The organism is Burkholderia sp. JKS000303, from assembly GCF_002563755.1.
Taxonomy (GTDB): Bacteria; Pseudomonadota; Gammaproteobacteria; order Burkholderiales; family Burkholderiaceae; genus Burkholderia; species Burkholderia anthina_B.
In genome coordinates, this window is the sequence record NZ_PDBZ01000001.1 from 2,376,603 (window position 1) to 2,398,817 (window position 22,215).

A 22,215-nucleotide genomic window follows, 5' to 3' on the forward strand; every position below is an offset into this window, starting at 1 on the left:
CGCCGCGCGATGCGTGTGCGAGCGGCCTCTGTGCGCTAGGCCGTTGCGCCCGGCGCGGCGTCGGCCCGCGCGCACGCGTCGAATCCTTCCCGCGTTTGCGCGATCGTCACGTCGACCTGCAACGACCGGCCGTGCGCATCGACCCGCCGTGCACGGAAGTAATGCCGGTATTGCAGCGCGGCGATCGCCACCGGCGGCGCGACGCGCGCATTCCACGATTCGATCGCGAAGCCGTCGGCTTCGAGCCATTGCAGCAGCCGCGACACGCCCGCATCGTCGGGCGGGACGACGAGGTCGACGTCGTTCAGCGGCGTATCGCCGTCGATGGCGTCCGCGTGGCCGGCCAGACGCCGCGCGAAGCTGCCGATTACCGTGAATGCAAAGCCGTCGCGCGTGAGCGCGGCAACCAGCGCGCGGGCCGCGTCGACGTCGCTCGCGAGCGGCGCCTTGCGGCACACGAGCGCGTATTCGTGCGTGCGATCGGTGGCGCCGGCGCCGTGCGGCGCAGGGCCGCCCTCCCGTTCGTAGATCAGCACGCGTTCCTCGTGCAGCACGAAGCGCTCGCCGAGTAGCCGCGCGACATCCCACGCGAGCGGCACGAAGCGGCCGCCGATGCGCAGGTTCTGCGCCATCGCGATGCACCAGCCGCCCGGTTCGAGCAGCGCGTGCACGCCCGCGAACACGTTGCGCATCCGTTCCAAATACGGCGCGTAGTAGTCGACGCCGTACAGTTGTCCGTCGCTCGGGCGGCCGGGCAGGCCGCTGCAGCCGAAGTACGGCACGCTCGTCAGGCATAGCGTGAACGGGCCGCCCGCGTCGCGCGCGGCGGCCTGCGTCGCGGCGCTCGACAGGTCGCCGGCCAGCACCGGATGACGGGTGGATGCGGCGCCGGCGCGTGCGAGCCGTTCGCGTGCGAACGCGACACGCTGCGGATCGATTTCGACGCCGAGCGCCGGCACGCCGCATCGCGCAGCGGCGACGAGCGTCGTGCCGAAGCCGCCGAACGGATCGACGATCCAGCCGCCCGGCGTCGCGTGGCTGCCGATGAACGGCACCATCTGCTCGACCCAGCCGCAATCGCGCGCGTCAAACGAATCGCGGGCCCGCAGATCGGCGGGCAGGGTGGTGTCGGCGGCCTCGTCGGTCAGACGAAGCCAGCTAGTCACGACGGTCATCGCTGCTCCACAGAATGTCGCGCGTCGGTTGCCAGCCCGCGCACAGGTTGCCGTTCGGGTGGAACACGAGCTTGTACACGGCGTCGCGCAATTCGTGTTCGCGCATCACGCCGTAGTCGGAGGTTTCGAACACGACGTCGAGGCCGTCGCGATGCGCCCAGCGCGCGTTCCAGAAGTAGTAGCCGCCCGTCAGTTCGATGGGTTCATACTGCGCGGAAAACGCGCGGTCGGCTGCGCACGCGAGCAGCAATGCGTCGATCGGGATGCGCGTGCGGTCGATATGGCGCCGCGTCGCGTTGTGCCGGTAGGTGTCGGGCAGTGCCGAGAATTCGCGAAAGATCACCGCGCGGGCGCCGAGTGCGCGTGCATGGGCGACATAGCGCAGCACGTCCGCCGGCGTCTCGATGCCGCCGCGCTGCACGATGCACACGAGCTTGACCGGGACGTGCTCGCGCGCGGCGGCGAACGCCGCCTCGAACGCGGGCTGGTGCATGATGCGCTGGCCGGGCCGAAAGCGCATGATCGACTGGTTCACGTCGTCGCGATCGTGGTGTCGGGACCATTCGAGCCACGACAGCCCGAAGCCCGCGAGCGCGGGCAGCAGGGCGTCGCGATGCTCGACGAGGCCGGCGCCGTTCGTGTACAGCACGCTGCCGTTCGCGTCCGGACCGCCATCGCCGGCTGCGCGCAGCGTCGCGACGAGCGACAGCAGCCAGTGCGGATCGTCCGTGTTCTCGAGCCCCGACAGCGAATACGACAGCGGCACCCCGCGCAGCGCCCGTAGCGCGCGGCGAAGCATGTCGAAATAGTCGGCCGGCGGCCGCAGGCTCGCCGCCATCGGCCCCGCCGCGGTTTCGTCGACGAGCGTTTCCGAGCAGAACCGGCAGCGCGCGGAGCAGGGCTGTGCGGCCGCATACGGCGTGAACGTGAGCGGCTGCGCGAAGCGGAGCGTACGGCCGGCAACGGTGTGGACGTGCCAGCGGCCGGCGTCGGCGGCGGGCGGTTCGCGCAAGGCGAGCCACGCGAAGCGCTGCGCGAGCGTGTCGAACGCGCGGCTGCGCGCGACGAGCGGCGCGACAGCGTTCGCGTCGGCAATCGGCACGAGCGGAATCGTCATCGGCGCGCGCGCATTGCGCGTGCGCGGCGAAGCGCGCGGCCGTTCGGTGGACGAGGCGTCGGGTGCGTTTGTCATGGCGTTGTTGTGACGAGGCGCCCGCCGCCACGGCCTGGGTCGACCGCTCGATCGAAACGGTCTTCGGAATCCGGCGGGTCCGGTACAGCCGCTATGGTAACGGAACGCGTCCGCGCGCCATGCCGGGCAGGGCCGGGCATTTCCACGCCGCGGCATGAAAAAAGCCCCGCACGAAACGTGCGGGGCTTTTTTGCGCAAGCGGTGTTGCGTGTCGCTTACTTCACGCGCATGCCGGGTTTCGCGCCGCTATGCGGCTCGAGGATGTAGAGGCCCGGCTCGGCCTTCTCGTCGGCTGCCGACGCGGCGAGCACCATCCCTTCGGACAGGCCGAACTTCATCTTGCGCGGCGCGAGGTTCGCGACCATCACCGTCAGCTTGCCGACGAGCTGCTCGGGCTGGTACGCGGACTTGATGCCCGAGAACACGTTGCGGGTCTTTTCCTCGCCGATGTCGAGCGTGAGCTGCAGCAGCTTGTCCGAACCTTCGACGGCCTGGCACGCGACGATCTTCGCGATGCGCAGGTCGACCTTCGCGAAATCGTCGATCGAGATCGGGCCGTCGTCGGCGCCGTTCGCGGCGGCCGGCTGTGCGCTCGCCTTGGCGTTCTTCGCACCCTTCGATTCCTTGGCGGCGTTGGCACCCGCGGCCGCGGCGCCGGTGGCGTCGGCCTGCAGCGAATCGCGGTTCGCTGCGAGCAGCGCCTCGATCTGCTTCGGGTCGACGCGCGTCATCAGGTGCTGGTATGCCTTGATCGGCTGCGCCGACGACAGCGGCTTCGCGGCATCGGCCCACGTGAGCGGTGCGAGCCCAAAGAATGCCTCGACGGATTCGGCGACGCGCGGCATCACCGGCTTCAACGCGAGCGACAGCAGGCGGAACGCCTCGAGACTCACGCTGCAGGTTTCGTGCAGCGCGACCGCATTGGCGGGATCCTTCGCGAGTTCCCACGGCTTCGCGCCGTCGACGTACGCGTTCACTTCGTCCGCGAGCTCCATCGTGTGGCGCAGCGCGCGGTTGTATTCACGCGCTTCGTAGTTCGCGGCGATGTGCTCAATCGCGTCGCGCAGCTTCGCGACGAGCGGATGATTCATCGCGCTGTCCTGCACGCGGCCGTCGAAACGCTTGATCAGGAAGCCCGCCGCGCGGCTCGCGATGTTCACGTACTTGCCGACCAGGTCGCTGTTCACGCGGGCCTGGAAGTCGTCGAGGTTCAGGTCGAGGTCTTCCATCGTCGCGTTCAGCTTCGCGGCGAAGTAGTAGCGCAGCCATTCGGGGTTCAGGCCCGTGTCGATGTAGCTCTGTGCGGTGATGAACGTGCCGCGCGACTTCGACATCTTCGCGCCGTCGACCGTCAGGAAGCCGTGCGCGAACACGTTGGTCGGCGTGCGATGGCCCGAGAACTCGAGCATCGCCGGCCAGAACAGCGTGTGGAAATACAGGATGTCCTTGCCGATGAAGTGGTACTGCTCGGCGGTCGAGCCCGAGCGGATCCACGCGTCGAAGTCGATGCCCTTGCGGTCGCACAGGTTCTTGAAGCTCGCGTAGTAGCCGACCGGCGCGTCGAGCCACACGTAGAAGTACTTGCCGGGCGCGCCCGGGATCTCGAAGCCGAAGTACGGGGCGTCGCGCGAGATGTCCCAGTCGGCGAGCTTGGCTTCGCCGGCGTCGCCGAGCCATTCGCGCATCTTGTTGGTGGCTTCGGGCTGGGCGAGGCCGCTGACCCATTCGCGCAGGAACGACTCGCAGCGCGGGTCGGACAGGCGGAAGAAATAGTGCGTCGACTTCTTGCGCACCGGCGTCGCGCCGGACACGACCGAGTACGGGTTCAGCAGTTCGGTCGGCAGGTAGGTCGAGCCGCACACTTCGCAGTTGTCGCCGTACTGGTCCTTCGCGTGGCACTTCGGGCACTCGCCCTTGATGAAGCGGTCCGGCAGGAACATTTCCTTGACGGGGTCGTACGCCTGCTCGATCTCGCGCTCGGCGATCAGGTCGTTTTCCTTCAGCGCGAGGTAGATCTTCTCGCTCAGCACGCGGTTCTCGTCCGAATCGGTCGAGTAGAAGTTGTCGAACGACACGCCGAAGCTGTCGAAGTCGCGCTTGTGCTCGGCCCAGACGCGGTCGATCAGCTGCTTCGGCGTGAGGCCTTCCTTCTCCGCGCGCAGCATGACCGGCGTGCCGTGCGTGTCGTCGGCACCGATGTAGTAGACCTCGTGGCCATGCATTCGCAGCGCCCGCACCCAGATGTCGGTCTGGATGTACTCGACCAGGTGGCCGATGTGGATCTGCCCGTTGGCATAGGGCAGTGCGGACGTAACGAGGATCTGGCGGCTGCCTTGCGGCGCCGCAGCCTGCACGGAAGTGAGGTCGGATGCGGACATAGGGTCTGTAGAAGAACGGCGGAAACGACGGAAACTGCGATTCTAGCAGGGGCGCGCGCAGGTCAGTCGGGGGCGGTGCCGCGGACAGGGCAGCGCAAGAGGCGGGAGCGTCGGGCGAACGTGCGTGGCGACGTCATGTTGCGGCGCAGCACTTATTTTGCGGACAAAAAAAACCGGGGCGGATACGGCCCCGGAGCAACAACGACAAGAGGAGAATGGTGACGCGCCGGCAGCGCCAGCCGCGTACCGTAAAGACAGACCGCGGGTCGCGACAGAAGTTCGAAATTTTTTTCGATTTGTTGACGGTCCCGCGGCGAGCCTTGTGCGACGGGGTCGAGCGCCCGGCGCGCGCCCCCGTTTCCTCTCGCTACGCTGCTTACTGGTGCTGCGGTGCGCGCAGGTAGATCTCGACGCGGCGGTTTTGCGCGCGGCCGGCTTCGGTCGCGTTGTCCGCGATCGGGTTCGACGCGCCCATGCCTTGTGCCGACAGACGGCCGCCGGCGACGCCGCGCTGCACGAGCGCGTTCACGACGCTCTGCGCACGGTTCTGCGACAGCGTCTGGTTCAGCTGGGCCGAACCCGTGCTGTCCGTGTAGCCGACGATCGATGCCGTCACTTGCGGGTTCTGGTTCAGCGTCGTTGCCAGGTCGTTCAGGAGCGGCGTGAAGGCCGGCGTGATCGCGTACTGGTTCGTCGCGAACGTCACCGAGCTCGGCACGTTCAGCTTCAGCGAGCCGTCCGGCTGCTCGGTCATTTGCGTGCCCGTCTGCTGCGCCGACGGCGCGAGCTTGTTCTTGATCGCTTGCCAGTTGTAACCCGTCACGCCACCCACCAGCGCGCCGACGCCCGCGCCGATCGCCGCGCCCTTGCCGCCACCCGCCAGTGCGCCGATACCGGCGCCCAGCGCCGCACCCGTGCCGGTGCCGACGGCCGTATTGTTACCTTGCTGCGTGGCGCAGCCTGCCAGCAGTGCGCCGGCGAGTGCGAAGACGGACAGGCGAGTCGCGATTTTCATGTTCATCTTGGATTCCTCTCTTGGTTGAACGAGTCGACAACGATGACAAACAACGGTTACGGCTCCCTACACGGACCGCCCGAAAAAGGAGGGCGGGCCCGCGCTCGCGGCAGCCGTGGAGGCGGCTGCATGCCCTGTTCGCCAGCGTGGCTGTTCGGACAGGGTGACGCGTCAGCCTCTACAATATAGGCGGTTGGCGGCCGATTTGGCCCCATAGCGTGCCGCACGCGAAGATTGCTCCGCTGCGCGCGTTCGCGCAATGGCGTGCAACAGATTCTTTCACTTTTCCCGCTTTTCGCAGCGTTATTTGATATTTCTTGACGTTTGCGCGGGGAAAAAACGTTTTCACGGAGTTTCGATGAGCATTGACCGGGCACAAGTCGACGCCGCACTGGCGGCTGTCGTCGACCCCAATACCGACCGTCCGTATGCGGCGAACAAGGGCGTGCGCAACGTCGCGATCGACGGCGACGCCGTGGCGGTCGACGTGGTGCTCGGCTATCCCGCACGCAGCCAGCACGGCGACGTGCGCGCGCGCATCGCCGATGCGCTGAAGGGCGTGGCGGGCGTGCGCGAGGCGCGTGTCGCCGTGTCGCAGGAGATCGTCGCGCACACGGTACAGCGGGGCGTGAAGCTGCTGCCCAACGTGAAGAACATCGTCGCGGTTGCCTCGGGCAAGGGCGGCGTCGGCAAGAGCACGACTGCCGTGAACCTGGCGCTCGCGCTCGCGTCGGAAGGCGCGTCGGTCGGCATTCTCGACGCCGATATCTACGGCCCGTCGCTGCCGACCATGCTCGGCATTCACGGCCAGCGCCCGGAGTCACCCGATAACCAGTCGATGAACCCGCTGGTCGGCCACGGCCTGCAGGCGAACTCGATCGGCTTCCTGATCGAGGAAGACAACCCGATGGTGTGGCGCGGCCCGATGGCGACGTCGGCGCTCGAGCAGCTGCTGCGCCAGACGAACTGGCGCGAGCTCGACTACCTGATCGTCGACATGCCGCCGGGCACCGGCGACATCCAGCTCACGCTCGCGCAGCGCGTGCCGGTGACGGGCGCCGTGATCGTGACGACGCCGCAGGACATCGCGCTGCTCGACGCGAAGAAGGGCCTGAAGATGTTCGAGAAGGTCGGGATTCCGATCCTCGGGATCGTCGAGAACATGAGCATCCACATCTGCTCGAACTGCGGCCACGAAGAGCACATCTTCGGCGCCGGCGGGGCCGAGCGGATGGCGAAGGACTACGACGTGAACGTGCTCGGCAGCCTGCCGCTCGACATCGCGATCCGCGAGCGCGCGGACAGCGGCACGCCGACGGTCGCGGCCGAACCGGACGGCGCGCTGGCGCGGCGCTACCGCGACATCGCGCGCGGTGTGGCGCTGGCGATTGCCGAGCGTTCGCGCGACATGACGTCGAAGTTCCCGTCGATCGTTGTTCAAAATACGTAAAACCCTTGCGGGGCGGGGCCTCACGCTGTTTACGGCGCCGCGAGGCGCGGTATCATGGCGACTTTTCCCGGGTCCCTTTACCCGCCCGGCATGGCGGCCGTGTCGAACGGACGCCAGCCGGCATGAGGATCGAATGAACCAACGACATCACGGCGTGCGCGCCGGCCGCGCGCGGCGCGCGCTGCTGGCCGCTGCCGCGCTGGGCCTGCTGGCCGGCTGTACCTCTTTTTCCTCGTCGCACGAAAAGCGCGCCGACGCGCAGTTGCAGCCGACCGTCGGCTCGCAGACGCGCGGCGCGGTCACGTTCGTCGAGCGCCCGGACGGTGTCCAGGTCACCTACAACCTGGTCGGCCTGCCGCCGAACAGCGATCACGCACTGCAGGTGCACGAACGCGGCGACTGCAACGCGGGCGACGGGTCGAGCGCCGGCCAGGTATTCGCGCCGGCCGCCGACCGACTGCGCGCAGGCGCGCGCGTCGCCGGCGATCTCGGCAACATCCATGCGGACGCGAACGGCGTCGCGGCCGGTTTCATCGTCGCTCCCGATCTGGCCCTCGATGGCGTGCGCTCCGCGCTGAGCCGCGCGGTGCTGGTCCACCGCGACTCCAGCGATCCCGCGTTTCCGCAGCATGGCGCGGGGCCTGCGCTCGCGTGCGGCGTGATCCGTTGACGGCCGCTGCGTGCGCGAGCCGATGATCGCGTAAAATGTGCGCCTTTCCGGGTCGCTGTCTCATGTCAGTGACCCTTACCGACTGTCACGCAGCGTTTCCAGGCGCACCGATATGAGTATCAAGTCCGACAAGTGGATTCGGCGCATGGCCGAAGAGCACAAGATGATCGAGCCGTTCGTGCCCGATCAGGTTCGCGCGTCCCAGGACGGTCGCAGGATCGTCAGTTACGGCACGTCGAGCTACGGCTACGACATCCGCTGCGCGGACGAATTCAAGATTTTCACGAACATCAACTCGACGATCGTCGATCCGAAGAACTTCGACGAGGGTTCGTTTGTCGATTTCAAGGGCGACGTGTGCATCATCCCGCCGAACTCGTTCGCGCTGGCCCGCACCGTCGAATATTTCCGCATCCCGCGCACCGTCCTGACCGTCTGCCTCGGCAAGTCGACGTACGCGCGCTGCGGGATCATCGTCAACGTGACGCCGTTCGAACCCGAGTGGGAAGGCTACGTCACGCTGGAGTTCTCGAATACCACGCCGCTGCCGGCGAAGATTTACGCGAACGAAGGTGTCGCGCAGGTGCTGTTCTTCGAAAGCGACGAAGTGTGCGATGTGTCGTACGCGGATCGCGGCGGCAAGTATCAGGGTCAGCGCGGTGTCACGCTGCCGAAAACCTGATCTGGTTGCATAACGTCTCACCAGTTTCCGGGTGACCGCTGCGCGTGACGCGCCGCGGTCGTTCTTTTTGGAGAATCGCCCATGAAGTTTCGTTTCCCCGTCGTCATCATCGACGAAGATTTCCGCTCCGAGAACATCTCGGGCTCCGGCATCCGGGCATTGGCCGAGGCGATCGAGAAGGAGGGCGTCGAAGTCCTCGGCCTCACGAGCTACGGCGATCTGACGTCGTTCGCGCAGCAGTCGAGCCGCGCGTCGTGCTTCATCCTGTCGATCGACGACGACGAACTCATGCTCGGCGAAACGGGCCCGGACGGCGAGCTGCCCGAACTGGCGACCGCGATCATCGAGCTGCGTGCTTTCGTGACCGAAGTGCGCCGCCGCAACGCGGACATTCCGATCTTCCTGTACGGCGAGACGCGCACGTCGCGCCATCTGCCGAACGACATCCTGCGCGAACTGCACGGCTTCATCCACATGTTCGAGGACACGCCGGAGTTCGTCGCACGCCACATCATCCGCGAGGCGAAGGTCTATCTCGACTCGCTCGCGCCGCCGTTCTTCAAGGAACTGGTGAAGTACGCAGACGAAGGCTCGTACTCGTGGCACTGCCCGGGCCACTCGGGCGGCGTCGCGTTCCTGAAGAACCCGCTCGGCCAGATGTTCCACCAGTTCTTCGGCGAGAACATGCTGCGCGCGGACGTGTGCAACGCGGTCGACGAACTCGGCCAGCTGCTCGATCACACGGGCCCGGTCGCGGCGTCCGAGCGCAACGCGGCGCGCATCTTCAGCGCGGACCACCTGTTCTTCGTGACCAACGGCACGTCGACGTCGAACAAGATCGTCTGGCACGCGACGGTCGCGCCGGGCGACATCGTGCTGGTCGACCGCAACTGCCACAAGTCGATCCTGCACGCGATCACGATGACGGGCGCGATCCCGGTGTTCCTCACGCCGACGCGCAACCACTTCGGCATCATCGGGCCGATCCCGCGCGACGAATTCAAGCCGGAGAACATCCGCAAGAAGATCGAGGCGAACCCGTTCGCGCGCGAGGCGATGCGCCAGAATCCGGACATGAAGCCGCGCATCCTGACGATCACGCAGAGCACGTACGACGGCGTCGTCTACAACGTCGAGATGATCAAGGACCTGCTCGGCGACCTGCTCGACACGCTGCACTTCGACGAAGCGTGGCTGCCGCACGCGACGTTCCACGACTTCTACCGCGACATGCACGCGATCGGCGACGGCCGTCCGCGCACGGGCGCGCTCGTGTTCGCGACGCACTCGACGCACAAGCTGCTCGCGGGCATCTCGCAGGCGTCGCAGATCGTCGTGCAGGATTCGGAGAACCGCACGTTCGACAAGCACCGCTTCAACGAGGCGTACCTGATGCACACGTCGACGAGCCCGCAGTACGCGATCATCGCGTCGTGCGATGTCGCGGCCGCGATGATGGAGCCGCCGGGCGGCACCGCGCTCGTCGAGGAATCGATCGCCGAGGCGATCGACTTCCGTCGCGCGATGCGCAAGGTCGACGCCGAATACGGCGACGACTGGTTCTTCAGCGTGTGGGGTCCGGACGAGCTGGCCGAAGAGGGTATCGGTTCGCGCGACGACTGGATGCTGAAGCCGAACGACCACTGGCACGGCTTCGGCTCGCTGGCGGAAGGCTTCAACATGCTCGACCCGATCAAGGCGACGATCATCACGCCGGGGCTCGACGTCGACGGCGAGTTCGGCGACACCGGCATTCCGGCCGCGATCGTCACGAAGTACCTGGCCGAGCACGGGATCATCGTCGAGAAGACCGGCCTGTACTCGTTCTTCATCATGTTCACGATCGGCATCACGAAGGGCCGCTGGAACTCGATGGTGACCGAGCTGCAGCAGTTCAAGGACGACTACGACAACAACCAGCCGCTGTGGCGCGTGCTGCCGGAATTCGTCGCGCAGCATCCGCGCTACGAGCGCGTCGGCCTGCGCGACCTGTGCACGCAGATCCACGACGTGTACCGTGCGAACGACATTGCGCGCCTGACGACGGAGATGTACCTGTCGGACATGGAGCCGGCGATGAAGCCGTCGGACGCGTTCGCGAAGCTCGCGCACCGCAAGATCGACCGCGTGCCGCTCGACGAGCTCGAAGGCCGCGTGACGAGCATCCTGCTGACGCCGTACCCGCCGGGCATTCCGCTCTTGATTCCGGGCGAGCGCTTCAACAAGACGATCATGAACTACCTGCGGTTCGCGCGCGACTTCAACGAACGCTTCCCGGGCTTCCATACCGACATCCACGGCCTCGTCGCGGAAGAAGTGAACGGTCGCGTCGAGTATTTCGTCGACTGCGTGCGCGACTGATGGTGGCGCAGGAACGAATCCGGGCGATGCGCGCGGCGCTGGCCGCGCTCGTCGTCTGGGCGACGTGGCTGGCGGGGCCGATCGGGTGGAATGCGGCGCACGCGGAAGTGGCCGCTGCCGACCCGATCGACGTCGCGATGCGGCAGTGTCTCGCGCGGCGCGACCGGTCGTCGACGGCCGGCCAGATCCAGTGCATGGGCGAAGCGCAGCAGCAGTGGCAGGTGGTGATGGATGGTTCGTACCAGCGCCTGTCGAAGGATGCGCCGGCCGATGCGAAGCGCGGCTGGCAGGACAGTCAGCGCCGCTGGGTCACGTGGCGCAAGGATGAACTGCAGCTGCTGAAGGCGGTGTACGACACGACGCGCGGTACCGCGTACACGATGTCGAGCGCCGACATGCAGCTGCAGCCGGTGCGCGATCGCGCGCTCGCGCTGCGCGCGGCGGCCGATCGGTATGCGCCGCCTGCCGCGGTGCCGGTCGCGGCGACGAGCGGTGCGCAGGGCGGTGCAAGCACGGCGCAAGGCGCTGCCGCGGCAGCCGCCGGCAAGCCGGCGAACGTCGCGCGCGACCCGGCGATCCAGCGTGTGCGGCCGTGTGTGCAGGACGCCGCGTGCGAGCACGCGGTATTCGACCTGAACCGCTATTACCAGAAGCTGCGTCGCAAGATGCCGGCGCATTCGGCCGCGACGCTCGTGCGCGCGCAGCGTGCGTGGGTGGCGTTCCGCGATTCAACGGCGCCGCTCGTCGGCGAGGACGGGCGGGTCGACCTGATCGGCGCGCGCATCGCGACGATGAAGCGGTTGTCGGAGACGGCGGGCAACAAGTAACGTGCGGCCGCGACGCCGATCGTTCGCGACGATGCAAAACGGGCACCCTCGGGTGCCCGTTTTGCATTCGGGACGCTGCGTGACGTGCTTACGCGGGCTGCTGCGTATCGAGGCGGCCGAACCACGACGGCACGAGCGCGACCGCGTCGTCGAGCGACGCGAGCACGTGCAGGCTCAGCGCGACGATCTCGGGCGTGGGCGCCTTCAGGTCGGGCACCGTGACGACCGAGGCGCCGGCGCCGGCCGCCGATTGCGCGCCGAAATCGCTGTCCTCGAATGCGACACAGGCCTGTGCCGGCACGCCGAGGCGTTCGGCCGCGAGCCGGTAGACGGCCGGGTCGGGCTTGCCGCGGGAGACTTCGTCGCCGCCCGCGATCGCGCGGAAGAACGGCAGCACGCCGACCGCATCGAGCCGCGCGCGGATCACGTCGCGTGCGGACGACGACGCGACCGCGCACGGAATGCCGGCCTGTGCGAGCGTCTCGAGCAGCGCGAGCGCGCCGGACTTCAGCGGAAACTTCGGATGCGGTTCGGGCGCGGCGAGCTGTTCGCGCACGCGGATGCGCACGGCGTCGAACGTGTCGGGGTTGCCGATCAAGCGCGCGAGGATCACCTGGCCTTCGGCGAACGAGCGGCCGACGATCTGCAGGTAGTCGATCTCGGTCAGCACGACGCCGTGGGCGTTCGACACGTCGATCCACGTGTTCATGATGGTCCGCTCGGAATCGACGAGCAGGCCGTCCATGTCGAAGAGCGCGGCGGAGAAAATCATCGGCGGTATCCGGGAAGCGGGGAAGGCGACGGGCGGCGCGACGGCCGCCCGGATGAAAAACGGACGCCGAAGGCGTCCGTTCGTGACAGCAGGCTTACTTGCCGAGCGCGGCGCGGGCGGCCTTGACCGCCGCACGCACCTGGTCGGGTGCGGTGCCGCCCGGGTGATTGCGGCTCGCGACCGACCCTTCGAGCGTCAGGTAGCCGAACACGTCGTCGCCGATCAGGTGCGCGACGTTCGGCAGGTCCTGCTTCATTTCGTCGAGCGTCAGGTCGGCGAGGTCGATGCCGCGGTCGTCGCAGATCTTCACTGCGTGCGCGACGGCTTCGTGCGCATCGCGGAACGGCAGGCCGCGCTTCACGAGGTAGTCGGCGAGATCGGTGGCGGTCGAGAAGCCCTGCAGCGCGGCCGCGCGCATCGCGTCCGGTTTCACGGTGATGCCCGCGACCATTTCCGCGAAGATCCGCAGCGTGTCGGCGACGGTGTCGACCGTGTCGAACAGCGGTTCCTTGTCTTCCTGGTTGTCCTTGTTGTACGCGAGCGGCTGGCCCTTCATCAGCGTGAGGAGCGCCATCAGGTGGCCGTTCACGCGGCCGGTCTTGCCGCGTGCGAGCTCGGGCACGTCCGGGTTCTTCTTCTGCGGCATGATCGAGCTGCCGGTGCAGAAGCGGTCGGCGATGTCGATGAAGCCGACGCGCGGGCTCATCCACAGCACGAGTTCTTCGGAGAAGCGCGACACGTGCGTCATCACGAGTGCGGATGCCGCCGTGAATTCGATCGCGAAGTCGCGATCCGACACCGCGTCGAGCGAGTTCGCGCAGATGCCGTCGAAGCCGAGCGTCTTCGCAACCGCGTGACGGTCGATCGGGTAGCTGGTGCCGGCGAGCGCGGCCGCGCCGAGCGGCAGGCGGTTCACGCGGGTGCGGCAGTCGCGCATGCGTTCCGCGTCGCGCGTGAACATTTCCACGTAGGCGAGCAGGTGGTGGCCGAACGTGACCGGCTGCGCGACCTGCAGGTGCGTGAAGCCCGGCATGATCGTGTCGGCGTTCGTCTCGGCGAGGTCGATCAGGGCGCCGCGCAGGTCGGTCAGCAGGCCGCCGATGCGGTCGATCTCGCCGCGCAGCCACAGACGGATGTCGGTCGCGACCTGATCGTTACGCGAGCGGCCCGTGTGCAGGCGCTTGCCGGCGTCGCCGATCAGCGCGGTCAGGCGCGCCTCGATGTTCAGGTGGACGTCTTCCAGGTCGAGCTGCCACTCGAATTCGCCGCGCTCGATCTCGCCCTTGATCTGTGCCATCCCGCGTTCGATCGCGGCGAGGTCGTCGGCGCTGATGATCTTCTGCGCCGCGAGCATGCTCGCGTGCGCGAGCGAGCCGGCGATGTCGACGAGCGCGAGGCGCTTGTCGAAAAACACCGACGACGTGTAGCGCTTGACCAGCTCCGACATCGGTTCCGAGAAGCGGGCCGACCAGGCCTCGCCCTTTTTGTGCAGTTGGGACGTCATGGCGATTCTTCGAAGGGGAGTTGGGCGGCGTGCGCCGCCGAGGGAATCCCGCGATTCTAACATTCGCGGGGCGGCCCGCCGGCCTTTGCCGGCGCGGGCCGCTCGCTCAATCGCGCACGAGGACCACGAGCTTCAGGTCTTCGCGGTGCGCGGGCTTCAGCGTGATCTGCTGGTACACGAGACGGCCGTCGGCCGGGTGGTCGAACTCGCGCAGGCCGCCTTCTCGCTCGAACACGTCCTGCGACGCCCAGTACTGCGCGAACGCGTCGCTGCCGGCCATCAGCGCGTCGATCAGCGCGCGGGTCGGCGCGTCGGCCAGGTGGCGGATCGAGTCGGCGCGGAATTCGGCCGCGAGGCGCCGCGCCCGGGTGTCCCAGTCGACGATCAGCGTGCGCGCGGCCGGCGACATGAACGTGAAGCGCAGCAGGTTGCGGTCGTGCTCGCCGTCGAGCCAGCCCGTAAACAGCGCGGCGGCCGGCGCATTCCACGCGAGCGCGTTCCATTGGCGGTCGAGCACGTAGGCGGGCGTGGCGATCGCGGCGACGGTCGCCGCGAGCGTCGGCGGCAGGTCGCCGGCCGCGACGTCGGGCTCGGCCGGGTCGCGCTGCGCGGCCAGCTCGAACAGATACGCGCGCTCGGCCTTCGACAGCTGCAGCGCGACGGCGATCCGCGCGAGCGCGTCGGCCGACGCCGATACCGGGCGGCCCTGCTCGATCCACGTGTACCAGGTTGGGCTGACGCCGCAGAGCTGCGCGACTTCCTCGCGCCGCAGGCCCGGCGTGCGGCGGCGCGGGCCGGGCGGCAGGCCGACGGCCTGCGGCGACAGCCGTTCGCGGTGCGCGCGGATGAATTCACCGAGCGCGCGGGCGGGCGTCGCGTCGAGCGGCGGGGTGGGGGCAGAGGACGACGGGTTCATGCGAAAACGGCTGACATGGCTGAAACGACGAAAAGGGAAAAAGGCGCTGGGCGCGGCAACAATCAGGCAGGTGTAACGAATACCAGAATAACTGCTTAACTTGTACTGGTACAAGCGCGGCCCTATTGTAGCGATTCGCGCGCTGGCAGGCAGCGCGCGCCCCACCACAAGAAGGAGCGAACGATGAAACACCACGACCAGGTCGCCGACGCATTCGGCACGACGGCCGCCGCCTATCTGACGAGCACGGTTCACGCGACGGGCGCCGATCTGCAGGCGCTGGCCGACGCCGTGCGCGCGACGCCCGATGCCGCGGTGCTCGATCTCGGTTGCGGCGCGGGCCATGCGAGCTTCGCGGTCGCGCCGCACGTGCGCGAGGTGGTCGCGTACGATCTCGCCGCGCCGATGCTCGCGACCGTCGACGGCGCCGCGCGCGAGCGCGGGCTTGCGAACGTTCGAACGCAGCAGGGCCCGGCCGAGCGGCTGCCGTTCGACGCGGGGACCTTCGACTGGGTGGTGAGCCGGATGAGCGCACACCACTGGCACGACGTGCGCGCAGCGCTCGCCGAAGTGCGCCGCGTGCTCAAGCCGGGCGGCCGCGTGCTGATGATCGACATCGCGGGCAACGACCATCCGCTGCTCGACACGTACCTGCAGGCCGCGGAAGTGTTGCGCGACGCGTCCCATGTGCGCGATTACCGTGCCGACGAGTGGCTCGCGATGTTCCGTGGCGCCGGGTTCGATGCGCAGGTGCAGAGCCGCTGGCGCCTGCCGATCGACTTCGACACGTGGGTCGCGCGAATCCGCACGCCGGCCGACAGCGTCGCCGGCATCCATGCGCTGTGGGCGCATGCGCCCGACGAGGTGCGTGGCTACTACGCGGTGCAGGCGGACGGATCGTTCGAGCACGATGCATTGCTGATCGACGCGCAATGAGCGCGCGGCGCGGCGGCTCGCACCGGCGCGTTTCCCGATGAAAAAAGCCTCGATACGCGCGGGCCGCGTATCGAGGCTTTCGTTTCGTACTGCCGGCCGGCCGGCCGGCCGGCGCGGGGCGAACCCGCGCCGCACGCGGATCAGCCGGTATTGCGCAGGCCGGCCGCGATCCCGTTGATGGTCAGGTGAATCCCGCGACGCAGCCGCGCGTTCGTGTCGCCCGCGCGGTGACGCTTGATCAGCTCGACCTGCAGGTGGTTCAGCGGATCGAGATACGGGAAGCGGTTCTTGATCGAACGCGCGAGCAGCGGGTTGGTCGCGAGGCGGCCTTCGTGCCCGGTGATTTCCGCGAGCGCCTGCGACGTGCGCTCCCATTCCGCGACGATCCGCTCGAACACGTGCTTGCGCAGCTTGCGATCGGCAACGAGCTGCGCGTAGCGCGACGCGACCGCGAGATCGGTCTTCGCGAGCACCATGTCCATGTTCGACAGCAGGTTCGCGAAGAACGGCCAGGTCTTGTTCATCTTCTTGAGCAGCGTGACGCGCTTCGTGCGGTCGGCCTCGTCCGATGCGCCGTCGAGATACGCACTTACCGCGCTGCCGAAGCCGTACCAGCCCGTCAGCAGCAGCCGGCATTGCCCCCACGAGAAGCCCCACGGAATCGCGCGCAGATCCTCGATCTTGCGGTGCTTCGGATCCTGCAGCTTGCGCGACGCCGGACGGCTGCCGATGTTCAGCTCGGCGATCTCGGTGATCGGCGTCGACGAGAAGAAGTAGTCGGTGAAGCCCGGCGTTTCATAAACGAGCGCGCGATACGACGCCATCGCGGCATCGGACAGCGTCTGCATCGCGGCTTCGAACGCGGGCAGTTGCGCGGGCGCGTTCGACTGCGGCAGCAGCGACGCCTCCAGCGTGGCGGCCACGACCGTTTCGAGGTTGCGCCGGCCGATCTCGGGGTTCGCGAACTTGCTCGCGATCACCTCGCCTTGTTCGGTCAGGCGGATCTGGCCGTTCACGGTGCCCGGCGGCTGCGACAGGATCGCCTGGTAGGTCGGGCCACCCCCGCGGCCGACCGTGCCGCCGCGACCGTGGAACAGGCGCAGCGTGATCTTGCGTTCGCGGAACAGGTCGACGAGCGCGAGTTCCGCGCGATACAGCTCCCAGTTCGACGTGAGGAAGCCGCCGTCCTTGTTGGAGTCCGAGTAGCCGAGCATCACTTCCTGTTCGGCGCCCTGGTGTGCGATCAGCGCGTCGACGCCCGGCAGTGCGAAGTACTCGCGCATGATGCGCGCGGCGTCGCGCAGGTCGGGGATCGTCTCGAACAGCGGGATCACCATCAGGCCGCTCTTCGCATTGCCGCCGAGCGTGCCGTCGAGCAGGCCCGTCTCCTTCTGCAGCAGCAGCACCTCGACGAGGTCGCTGACGGTTTCCGTATGCGAAATGATGTAGTTGCGCACGGCGCGCGGGCCGAACTGCGCACGCACGTCGCGGGCCTTCTCGAACACGCCGAGCTCGCTCTGCGCGAGCGCCGAGTATTCGAGGTACGGCGAGCGCAGCGGACGCGGATCGGCGAGCGCGGCGAGCAGCACGCGCAGCTTGTCTTCCTCGGCGAGCGCCGCGTAGTCGGCTTCGACGCCCGCACGCGCAAACAGCTCGGCGACCACGGCTTCGTGGATGTCGGAGCTCTGGCGCAGGTCGATGCTCGCGAGATGGAAGCCGAACACTTCGGCCGCGCGCATGAGCGGCGCGAGGCGCGGTGCGGCGAGCGACGTGCCGTGATGCTCGTCGAGCGACGCGGTCAGCACCTTCAGGTCGGCGACGAACGCTTCGGAATCCGCGTATGGCACGGCGCGTACCGGCGGCGCGCCGCGGCCCGCGCTGCGCACCGGCACCGTGCCTTCGCCGAGACGCACGCGGGCGCTTGCGGCGAGTCGCGTGTAGATGCCGATCAGCGCGCGGCGATACGGCTCGTCGACGCGATGCGGCGACTGGTCGGGCGATGCGGCCGCGAGCGCCTTCACCGCGTCGTTCGCGCCGACCAGCAGGTTCGACACCGACAGCTCGGCGCCGAGCTTGTGCACCTGTTCCAGATAGTGTTCGAGGATCACCGCGGCCTGGCGGGTGATCGCTTCGTCGAGCGTCGGCGCCGTCACGTTCGGGTTGCCGTCGCGGTCGCCGCCGATCCAGCTGCCCATCTGGAAGAACGCGGGCACGCGCGCCTGCAGGCCGTGCTCGGCGAGCGCGGCCTCGATGTCGCCGTACAGCGCCGGCAGTTCGTCGAGGAACGTCGCGCGGTAGTACGACAGTGCGTTCTCGATCTCGTCGCCGACCGTCAGGCGCGCATCGCGCAGCATGCGGGTCTGCCACAGCGCGGTCACGCGCGCGCGCAGCATCGATTCGTTGTATGCGCGTTCACGCGTGGTGAGCGGCTGGTCGCGCTCGGCGAGCAGGCGTGCGATGTCGTGCTGCGCGTCGAGGATGCTCTTGCGCTGCACTTCGGTCGGGTGCGCGGTCAGCACCGGGACGATCAGCGCATCGTCGAAGAAGCGTTGCAGCAGGCGCTTGGATGCGTTGCCGGTCGTCTTCAACTGTTCGAGCGCGTACGCGACGGTGCCCGGCTGCGATGCGGAGCCGGCCAGCGCGTGGATGCGGCGGCGGCGGTTGTGATGGCGGTCTTCCGCGATGTTCGCGAGGTGCGAGAAATAGCTGAACGCGCGCACGACGCTCACCGTCTGCTCCGGCGTCAGCTTGCGCAGCTTCTTCTCGAGCGTCTGCGCGGCCTCGCTGTCGTCCTCGCGGCGAAACTTCACCGCCGTCTGGCGAATGGTTTCGACGACGTCGAACACCGTGTCGCCTTCCTGCTCGCGCACCACGTCGCCGAGCAGGCGGCCGAGAAAGCGGATGTCTTCGAACAGCGGGCCGTCCTTGTCCTCGCGCGTGCGGGCGCCGGGCTTCGAGGTACGGGCCGCCGGGCCGGCGTTTTTAATGGTGCGTTTTGTCTGACGTATCGGGTCTTTCGGTTTCGTTGCCGTTTTCGCACGGCCGTTCGCGGCAGTGGCGACGGTGCCCGTCTGGGCGTCGGAGGAGGGCAGGGCAGCATTGCGGCGCGCCGTACGCGCCGATCCGGAAGACTTCACGATGGGTTTCCTTGGGAAAGCTCGAGTCAAAAGGGACTGCGGGGACTGCGGAAACTACGGGAACTGCGGGAACTGCGGTCAAGCAACCAGCTACGTGCGGCACATTCGCGCATCGGTGTCGCCGCCCGCGCCGAAGCGCGGCGGGCGCAGGCTCCGGGCCCGGGCGGGCTGGGGCGTGCGTGCTACCATTGTTCGATCTTCAATCCCGTCCTTCGATGTTCCAGCAATGAATTCCGAGATTCCTGCGGCAGGGCCGCGACAGACGCAGTCGCCCGCGACGCTGACGATTGCTTCGCGTGAGAGCCGCCTGGCGATGTGGCAAGCCGAACATGTGCGTGATGCGCTGCGCAAATTATATCCAGCTTGTGACGTGAAAATCCTCGGGATGACGACCCGTGGCGATCAGATTCTCGATCGTACGTTGTCGAAGGTCGGCGGCAAGGGCCTGTTCGTGAAGGAACTGGAGAATGCGCTCGCCGACGGTCGTGCCGACCTGGCCGTGCATTCGCTGAAGGACGTGCCGATGGCGCTGCCCGACGGTTTCGCGCTCACGGCCATCATGGAGCGCGAGGATCCGCGCGACGCGTTCGTGTCGAACGACTACGCGTCGCTCGACGCGCTGCCGGCCGGCGCGGTCGTCGGTACGTCGAGCCTGCGCCGCGAGGCGATGCTGCGCGCGCGCTATCCGCACCTGAACGTGCTGCCGCTGCGCGGCAACCTCGACACGCGCCTGTCCAAACTCGATCGCGGCGATTACGCGGCGATCATTCTCGCGGCCGCGGGCCTGAAGCGCCTGGGCCTCGACGCGCGGATCCGCGCGCTGATCGACGTCGAGGACAGCCCGCCGGCCGCCGGCCAGGGCGCGCTCGGCATCGAGATCGCCGCGCACCGCGCCGACGTCGCCGCGTGGCTGGCACCGCTGCACGACCGGCAGACCGCGCTTGCGGTCGAGGCCGAGCGGATGGTGTCGCGTGCGCTCGGCGGCAGCTGCGAAGTGCCGCTCGCCGCGCATGCGGTGTGGCGCGCGGGCGAGCTGTACCTGACGGGCCGCGTGTCGACGACCGACGGCCAGCGCGTGCTGACGGTCGAGGAGTGCGGGGCCGTCGTGACGGTCGCCGATGCGCTCGCGCTCGGCCGCGCGGTGTCCGACGAGCTCGAGGCGCAGGGCGCGCTCGACATCGTCAACGCACTGCTCGCCGCGTCGCAGGCCGGCAAGGGCGACGCCTGATGGCGGGCGGCGCGCGCGCGTTCACCGCCGTCCTGACTCGCCCGGACGGCCAGTCGGCCACACTCGCATCGCAACTGGCCGAAGCCGGCTGCGACGTGCTCGAATTTCCGCTGATCGACATCGCGCCGGTCGACGATCCGGCGCCGCTCGATGCGGCACTCGCCGCGCTCGCCGACTACGCGCTCGTGATCTTCGTGTCGCCGAATGCGATCGACCGCGCGCTCGCGCAGTACGGCGCGATCTGGCCGAATGCGCTGCCGATCGGCGTCGTCGGGCCCGGTAGCGTCGCCGCGCTCGAGCGCCACGGCATCGCGGCGCCCGCGCATCGCGTGATCGCACCGCAAGCGCTGGCCGACGGCGGCGTCCCGCATTACGATTCCGAAAGCCTGTTCGCGAGCCTCGAGGCCGCGTTCGGCGGCGCGCAGGCGCTCGCCGGCAAACGCGTGCTGATCGTGCGTGGCGACGGCGGGCGTGAATGGCTCGCCGAGCGGCTGCGCGAAGCCGGCGCGGACGTCACGCTCGTCGCCGCCTACCGGCGCGTCGTGCCGGAGCCGCGTGTGGCCGCGTGGGAGCGCGTGCATGCGCTGCTCGCCGGCGCGCCGCACGGGTGGCTCGTCACGAGCTCGGAAGGCGTGCGCAACCTGCACGAACTCGCCCGCACGCACCTGAACGACGCGGAGATCGACGCGCTGAAGCATGCACCGCTCGTGACGCCGCATCCGCGTATCGAGCAGACCGCGCGCGTACTGGGTTTTGATAGGATTATGCTGACCGGCGCGGGCGATGAGCGCATCGTCCGCGCGTTTCGAACGATGGCCGACGAGGCCGTCCAACCGGCGACAGCCGCACCGGTGACTAAACGCATGACAGATACCAACGATTCCAAAAGCGTCGCTTCCCAGCCGGCCGCTGCATCCGCACCGCCGCCCACTCCCCCTTATCTCGCGTCCGAGCCGCATGCGCGCCGCGGCGGCAGCGCGGCGCTGTGGTTCGTCATCGTCGTGCTCGGCTGCGCGGCCGGTGTCGGCGGCTACGCGCTGAACCGCAAGGTCGACCGGCTCGGCGATTCGTTCGTCGCGCGCCAGAAGACGCTCGATGCGCAGACGGCCGAGACCCGCATGAAGACCGAGCAGGCGCTCGCGGGCACGCACCAGGTCGACACGCAGCTCGCGCAGCTCGACGGCAAGCTCGCCGATGCGCAGAGCGCGCAGCAGGCGCTGCAACAGCAATACCAGGACCTGTCGCGCAACCGCGATGCGTGGATGCTCGAGGAGGTCGACCAGATGCTGTCGAGCGCGAGCCAGCAGTTGCAGCTGACGGGCAACACGCAGCTCGCGCTGATCGCGCTGCAGAATGCCGATGCGCGTCTCGCGACGTCGCAGAGCGCGCAGGCCGTCACGGTGCGCAAGGCGCTCGCGCTGGACATCGAGAAGCTGAAGGCCGCACCGTCGGCCGACCTCACGGGCCTCGCGATCAAGCTCGACGATGCGATCGCGAAGATCGACACGCTGCCGCTGTCGGGCGAGGCGATCGTCCCGCACGCAGCGCCGAAGGCCGCGGGGGCCGACGCCGCGTCGTCGGTCGCCGCCGACACGCCGCGCTGGAAGGTGTGGTGGCATGACTTCTCCGCCGGCCTCGGCCAGCAGCTGAAGGGCCTCGTGCAGGTGCGCCGGATCGACAACGCCGATGCGATGCTCGCGTCGCCCGACCAGGGCTACTTCGTGCGCGAGAATGTGAAGCTGCGCCTGCTCACCGCGCGACTGTCGCTGCTCGCACGCAACGACAGCGCGATGAAGGCCGACCTGCACGCCGCGCAGGCGTCGCTCGGCAAGTATTTCGACCAGGCATCGAAGGACACGCAATCGGTCGAGGATCTGCTCAAGCAGGTCGACAGCGCATCGCTGACGGTCGCGGTGCCGAACCTGAACACGAGCCTGAACGCCGTTCAGCAGTTCAAGAGCCGGGGGTAACG

Annotated in this window: 16 protein-coding genes; 8 read left to right on the forward strand and 8 right to left on the reverse strand. The window is 68.2% G+C overall.

Annotated elements, in window-relative coordinates; translation table 11 throughout:
• Positions 1–35 precede the first annotated feature (35 nt).
• From BX604_RS11505 to BX604_RS11525, 4 genes are all read right to left on the reverse strand, one after another.
• On the reverse strand, positions 36–1,175 hold the full coding sequence (locus BX604_RS11505; RefSeq protein ID WP_098550910.1) for a DNA methyltransferase: 1,140 nt from the start codon (positions 1,173–1,175) through the stop codon (positions 36–38).
• Positions 1,159–2,367: a hypothetical protein gene (locus BX604_RS11510; RefSeq protein WP_257146292.1), complete on the reverse strand. Its 1,209-nt coding sequence runs from the start codon at positions 2,365–2,367 to the stop codon at positions 1,159–1,161. Before BX604_RS11510 ends, BX604_RS11505 begins: the two co-directional genes overlap by 17 nt.
• A 215-nt stretch (positions 2,368–2,582) precedes the next feature.
• On the reverse strand, positions 2,583–4,745 hold the full coding sequence (metG, locus tag BX604_RS11515; RefSeq protein WP_098550911.1) for a methionine--tRNA ligase: 2,163 nt from the start codon (positions 4,743–4,745) through the stop codon (positions 2,583–2,585).
• A 376-nt stretch (positions 4,746–5,121) separates the two neighbouring features.
• On the reverse strand, positions 5,122–5,766 hold the full coding sequence (locus tag BX604_RS11525; RefSeq protein WP_098550912.1) for an OmpA family protein: 645 nt from the start codon (positions 5,764–5,766) through the stop codon (positions 5,122–5,124).
• Positions 5,767–6,118: 352 nt separating this feature from the next.
• Here BX604_RS11525 and apbC point away from each other — a divergent pair, with 352 nt between their 5' ends.
• The 5 genes from apbC (at position 6,119) to BX604_RS11550 (ending at position 11,750) form a co-directional block, all read left to right on the forward strand.
• The gene (gene apbC, locus BX604_RS11530) at positions 6,119–7,210 is read left to right on the forward strand and encodes an iron-sulfur cluster carrier protein ApbC (protein WP_098550913.1); all 1,092 of its coding nucleotides are present in this window, start codon (positions 6,119–6,121) and stop codon (positions 7,208–7,210) included.
• 133 nt (positions 7,211–7,343) lie between these two features.
• Complete coding sequence (gene sodC / locus BX604_RS11535) at positions 7,344–7,880, forward strand: superoxide dismutase [Cu-Zn] (protein ID WP_098550914.1); 537 nt, start codon at positions 7,344–7,346, stop codon at positions 7,878–7,880.
• A gap of 112 nt (positions 7,881–7,992) precedes the next feature.
• Positions 7,993–8,562, forward strand: coding sequence for a dCTP deaminase (gene dcd / locus BX604_RS11540; protein ID WP_098550915.1), 570 nt, complete (start codon positions 7,993–7,995; stop codon positions 8,560–8,562).
• An 81-nt stretch (positions 8,563–8,643) separates the two neighbouring features.
• Positions 8,644–10,923 carry an arginine/lysine/ornithine decarboxylase gene (locus BX604_RS11545; protein WP_098550916.1) on the forward strand — a complete coding sequence of 760 codons (2,280 nt, stop codon included), beginning with the start codon at positions 8,644–8,646 and terminating at the stop codon, positions 10,921–10,923.
• Between the two features lie 26 nt (positions 10,924–10,949).
• A complete protein-coding gene (locus BX604_RS11550) occupies positions 10,950–11,750 on the forward strand; it encodes a lysozyme inhibitor LprI family protein (RefSeq protein ID WP_179894794.1) in 801 nt (266 codons plus the stop codon).
• An 88-nt stretch (positions 11,751–11,838) separates the two neighbouring features.
• On the opposite strand, the gene BX604_RS11555 is transcribed toward BX604_RS11550, so the two are convergent.
• The 3 genes from BX604_RS11555 to BX604_RS11565 form a co-directional block, all read right to left on the reverse strand.
• Positions 11,839–12,522 carry an HAD family hydrolase gene (locus tag BX604_RS11555; RefSeq protein WP_098550918.1) on the reverse strand — a complete coding sequence of 228 codons (684 nt, stop codon included), beginning with the start codon at positions 12,520–12,522 and terminating at the stop codon, positions 11,839–11,841.
• Positions 12,523–12,616: 94 nt separating this feature from the next.
• Positions 12,617–14,026, reverse strand: a complete 1,410-nt coding sequence (argH, locus tag BX604_RS11560; RefSeq protein ID WP_098550919.1) for an argininosuccinate lyase — start codon at positions 14,024–14,026, stop codon at positions 12,617–12,619.
• A 106-nt stretch (positions 14,027–14,132) separates the two neighbouring features.
• On the reverse strand, positions 14,133–14,942 hold the full coding sequence (locus tag BX604_RS11565; RefSeq protein ID WP_098550920.1) for a helix-turn-helix transcriptional regulator: 810 nt from the start codon (positions 14,940–14,942) through the stop codon (positions 14,133–14,135).
• A 183-nt stretch (positions 14,943–15,125) separates the two neighbouring features.
• Here BX604_RS11565 and BX604_RS11570 point away from each other — a divergent pair, with 183 nt between their 5' ends.
• On the forward strand, positions 15,126–15,878 hold the full coding sequence (locus BX604_RS11570; protein ID WP_098550921.1) for a class I SAM-dependent methyltransferase: 753 nt from the start codon (positions 15,126–15,128) through the stop codon (positions 15,876–15,878).
• Between the two features lie 140 nt (positions 15,879–16,018).
• Here BX604_RS11570 and ppc read toward each other — a convergent pair whose 3' ends face one another.
• Positions 16,019–19,015 (reverse strand): phosphoenolpyruvate carboxylase, encoded by a 2,997-nt coding sequence (gene ppc, locus BX604_RS11575; protein ID WP_098550922.1) that lies wholly within the window; start codon positions 19,013–19,015, stop codon positions 16,019–16,021.
• A 226-nt stretch (positions 19,016–19,241) separates the two neighbouring features.
• On the opposite strand from ppc, the gene hemC reads away from it, so the two are divergent.
• Positions 19,242–20,243: a hydroxymethylbilane synthase gene (gene hemC, locus BX604_RS11580; RefSeq protein WP_098550923.1), complete on the forward strand. Its 1,002-nt coding sequence runs from the start codon at positions 19,242–19,244 to the stop codon at positions 20,241–20,243.
• Complete coding sequence (hemDX, locus tag BX604_RS11585) at positions 20,243–22,213, forward strand: fused uroporphyrinogen-III synthase HemD/membrane protein HemX (protein WP_098550924.1); 1,971 nt, start codon at positions 20,243–20,245, stop codon at positions 22,211–22,213. Before hemC ends, hemDX begins: the two co-directional genes overlap by 1 nt.
• Positions 22,214–22,215 lie beyond the last annotated feature (2 nt).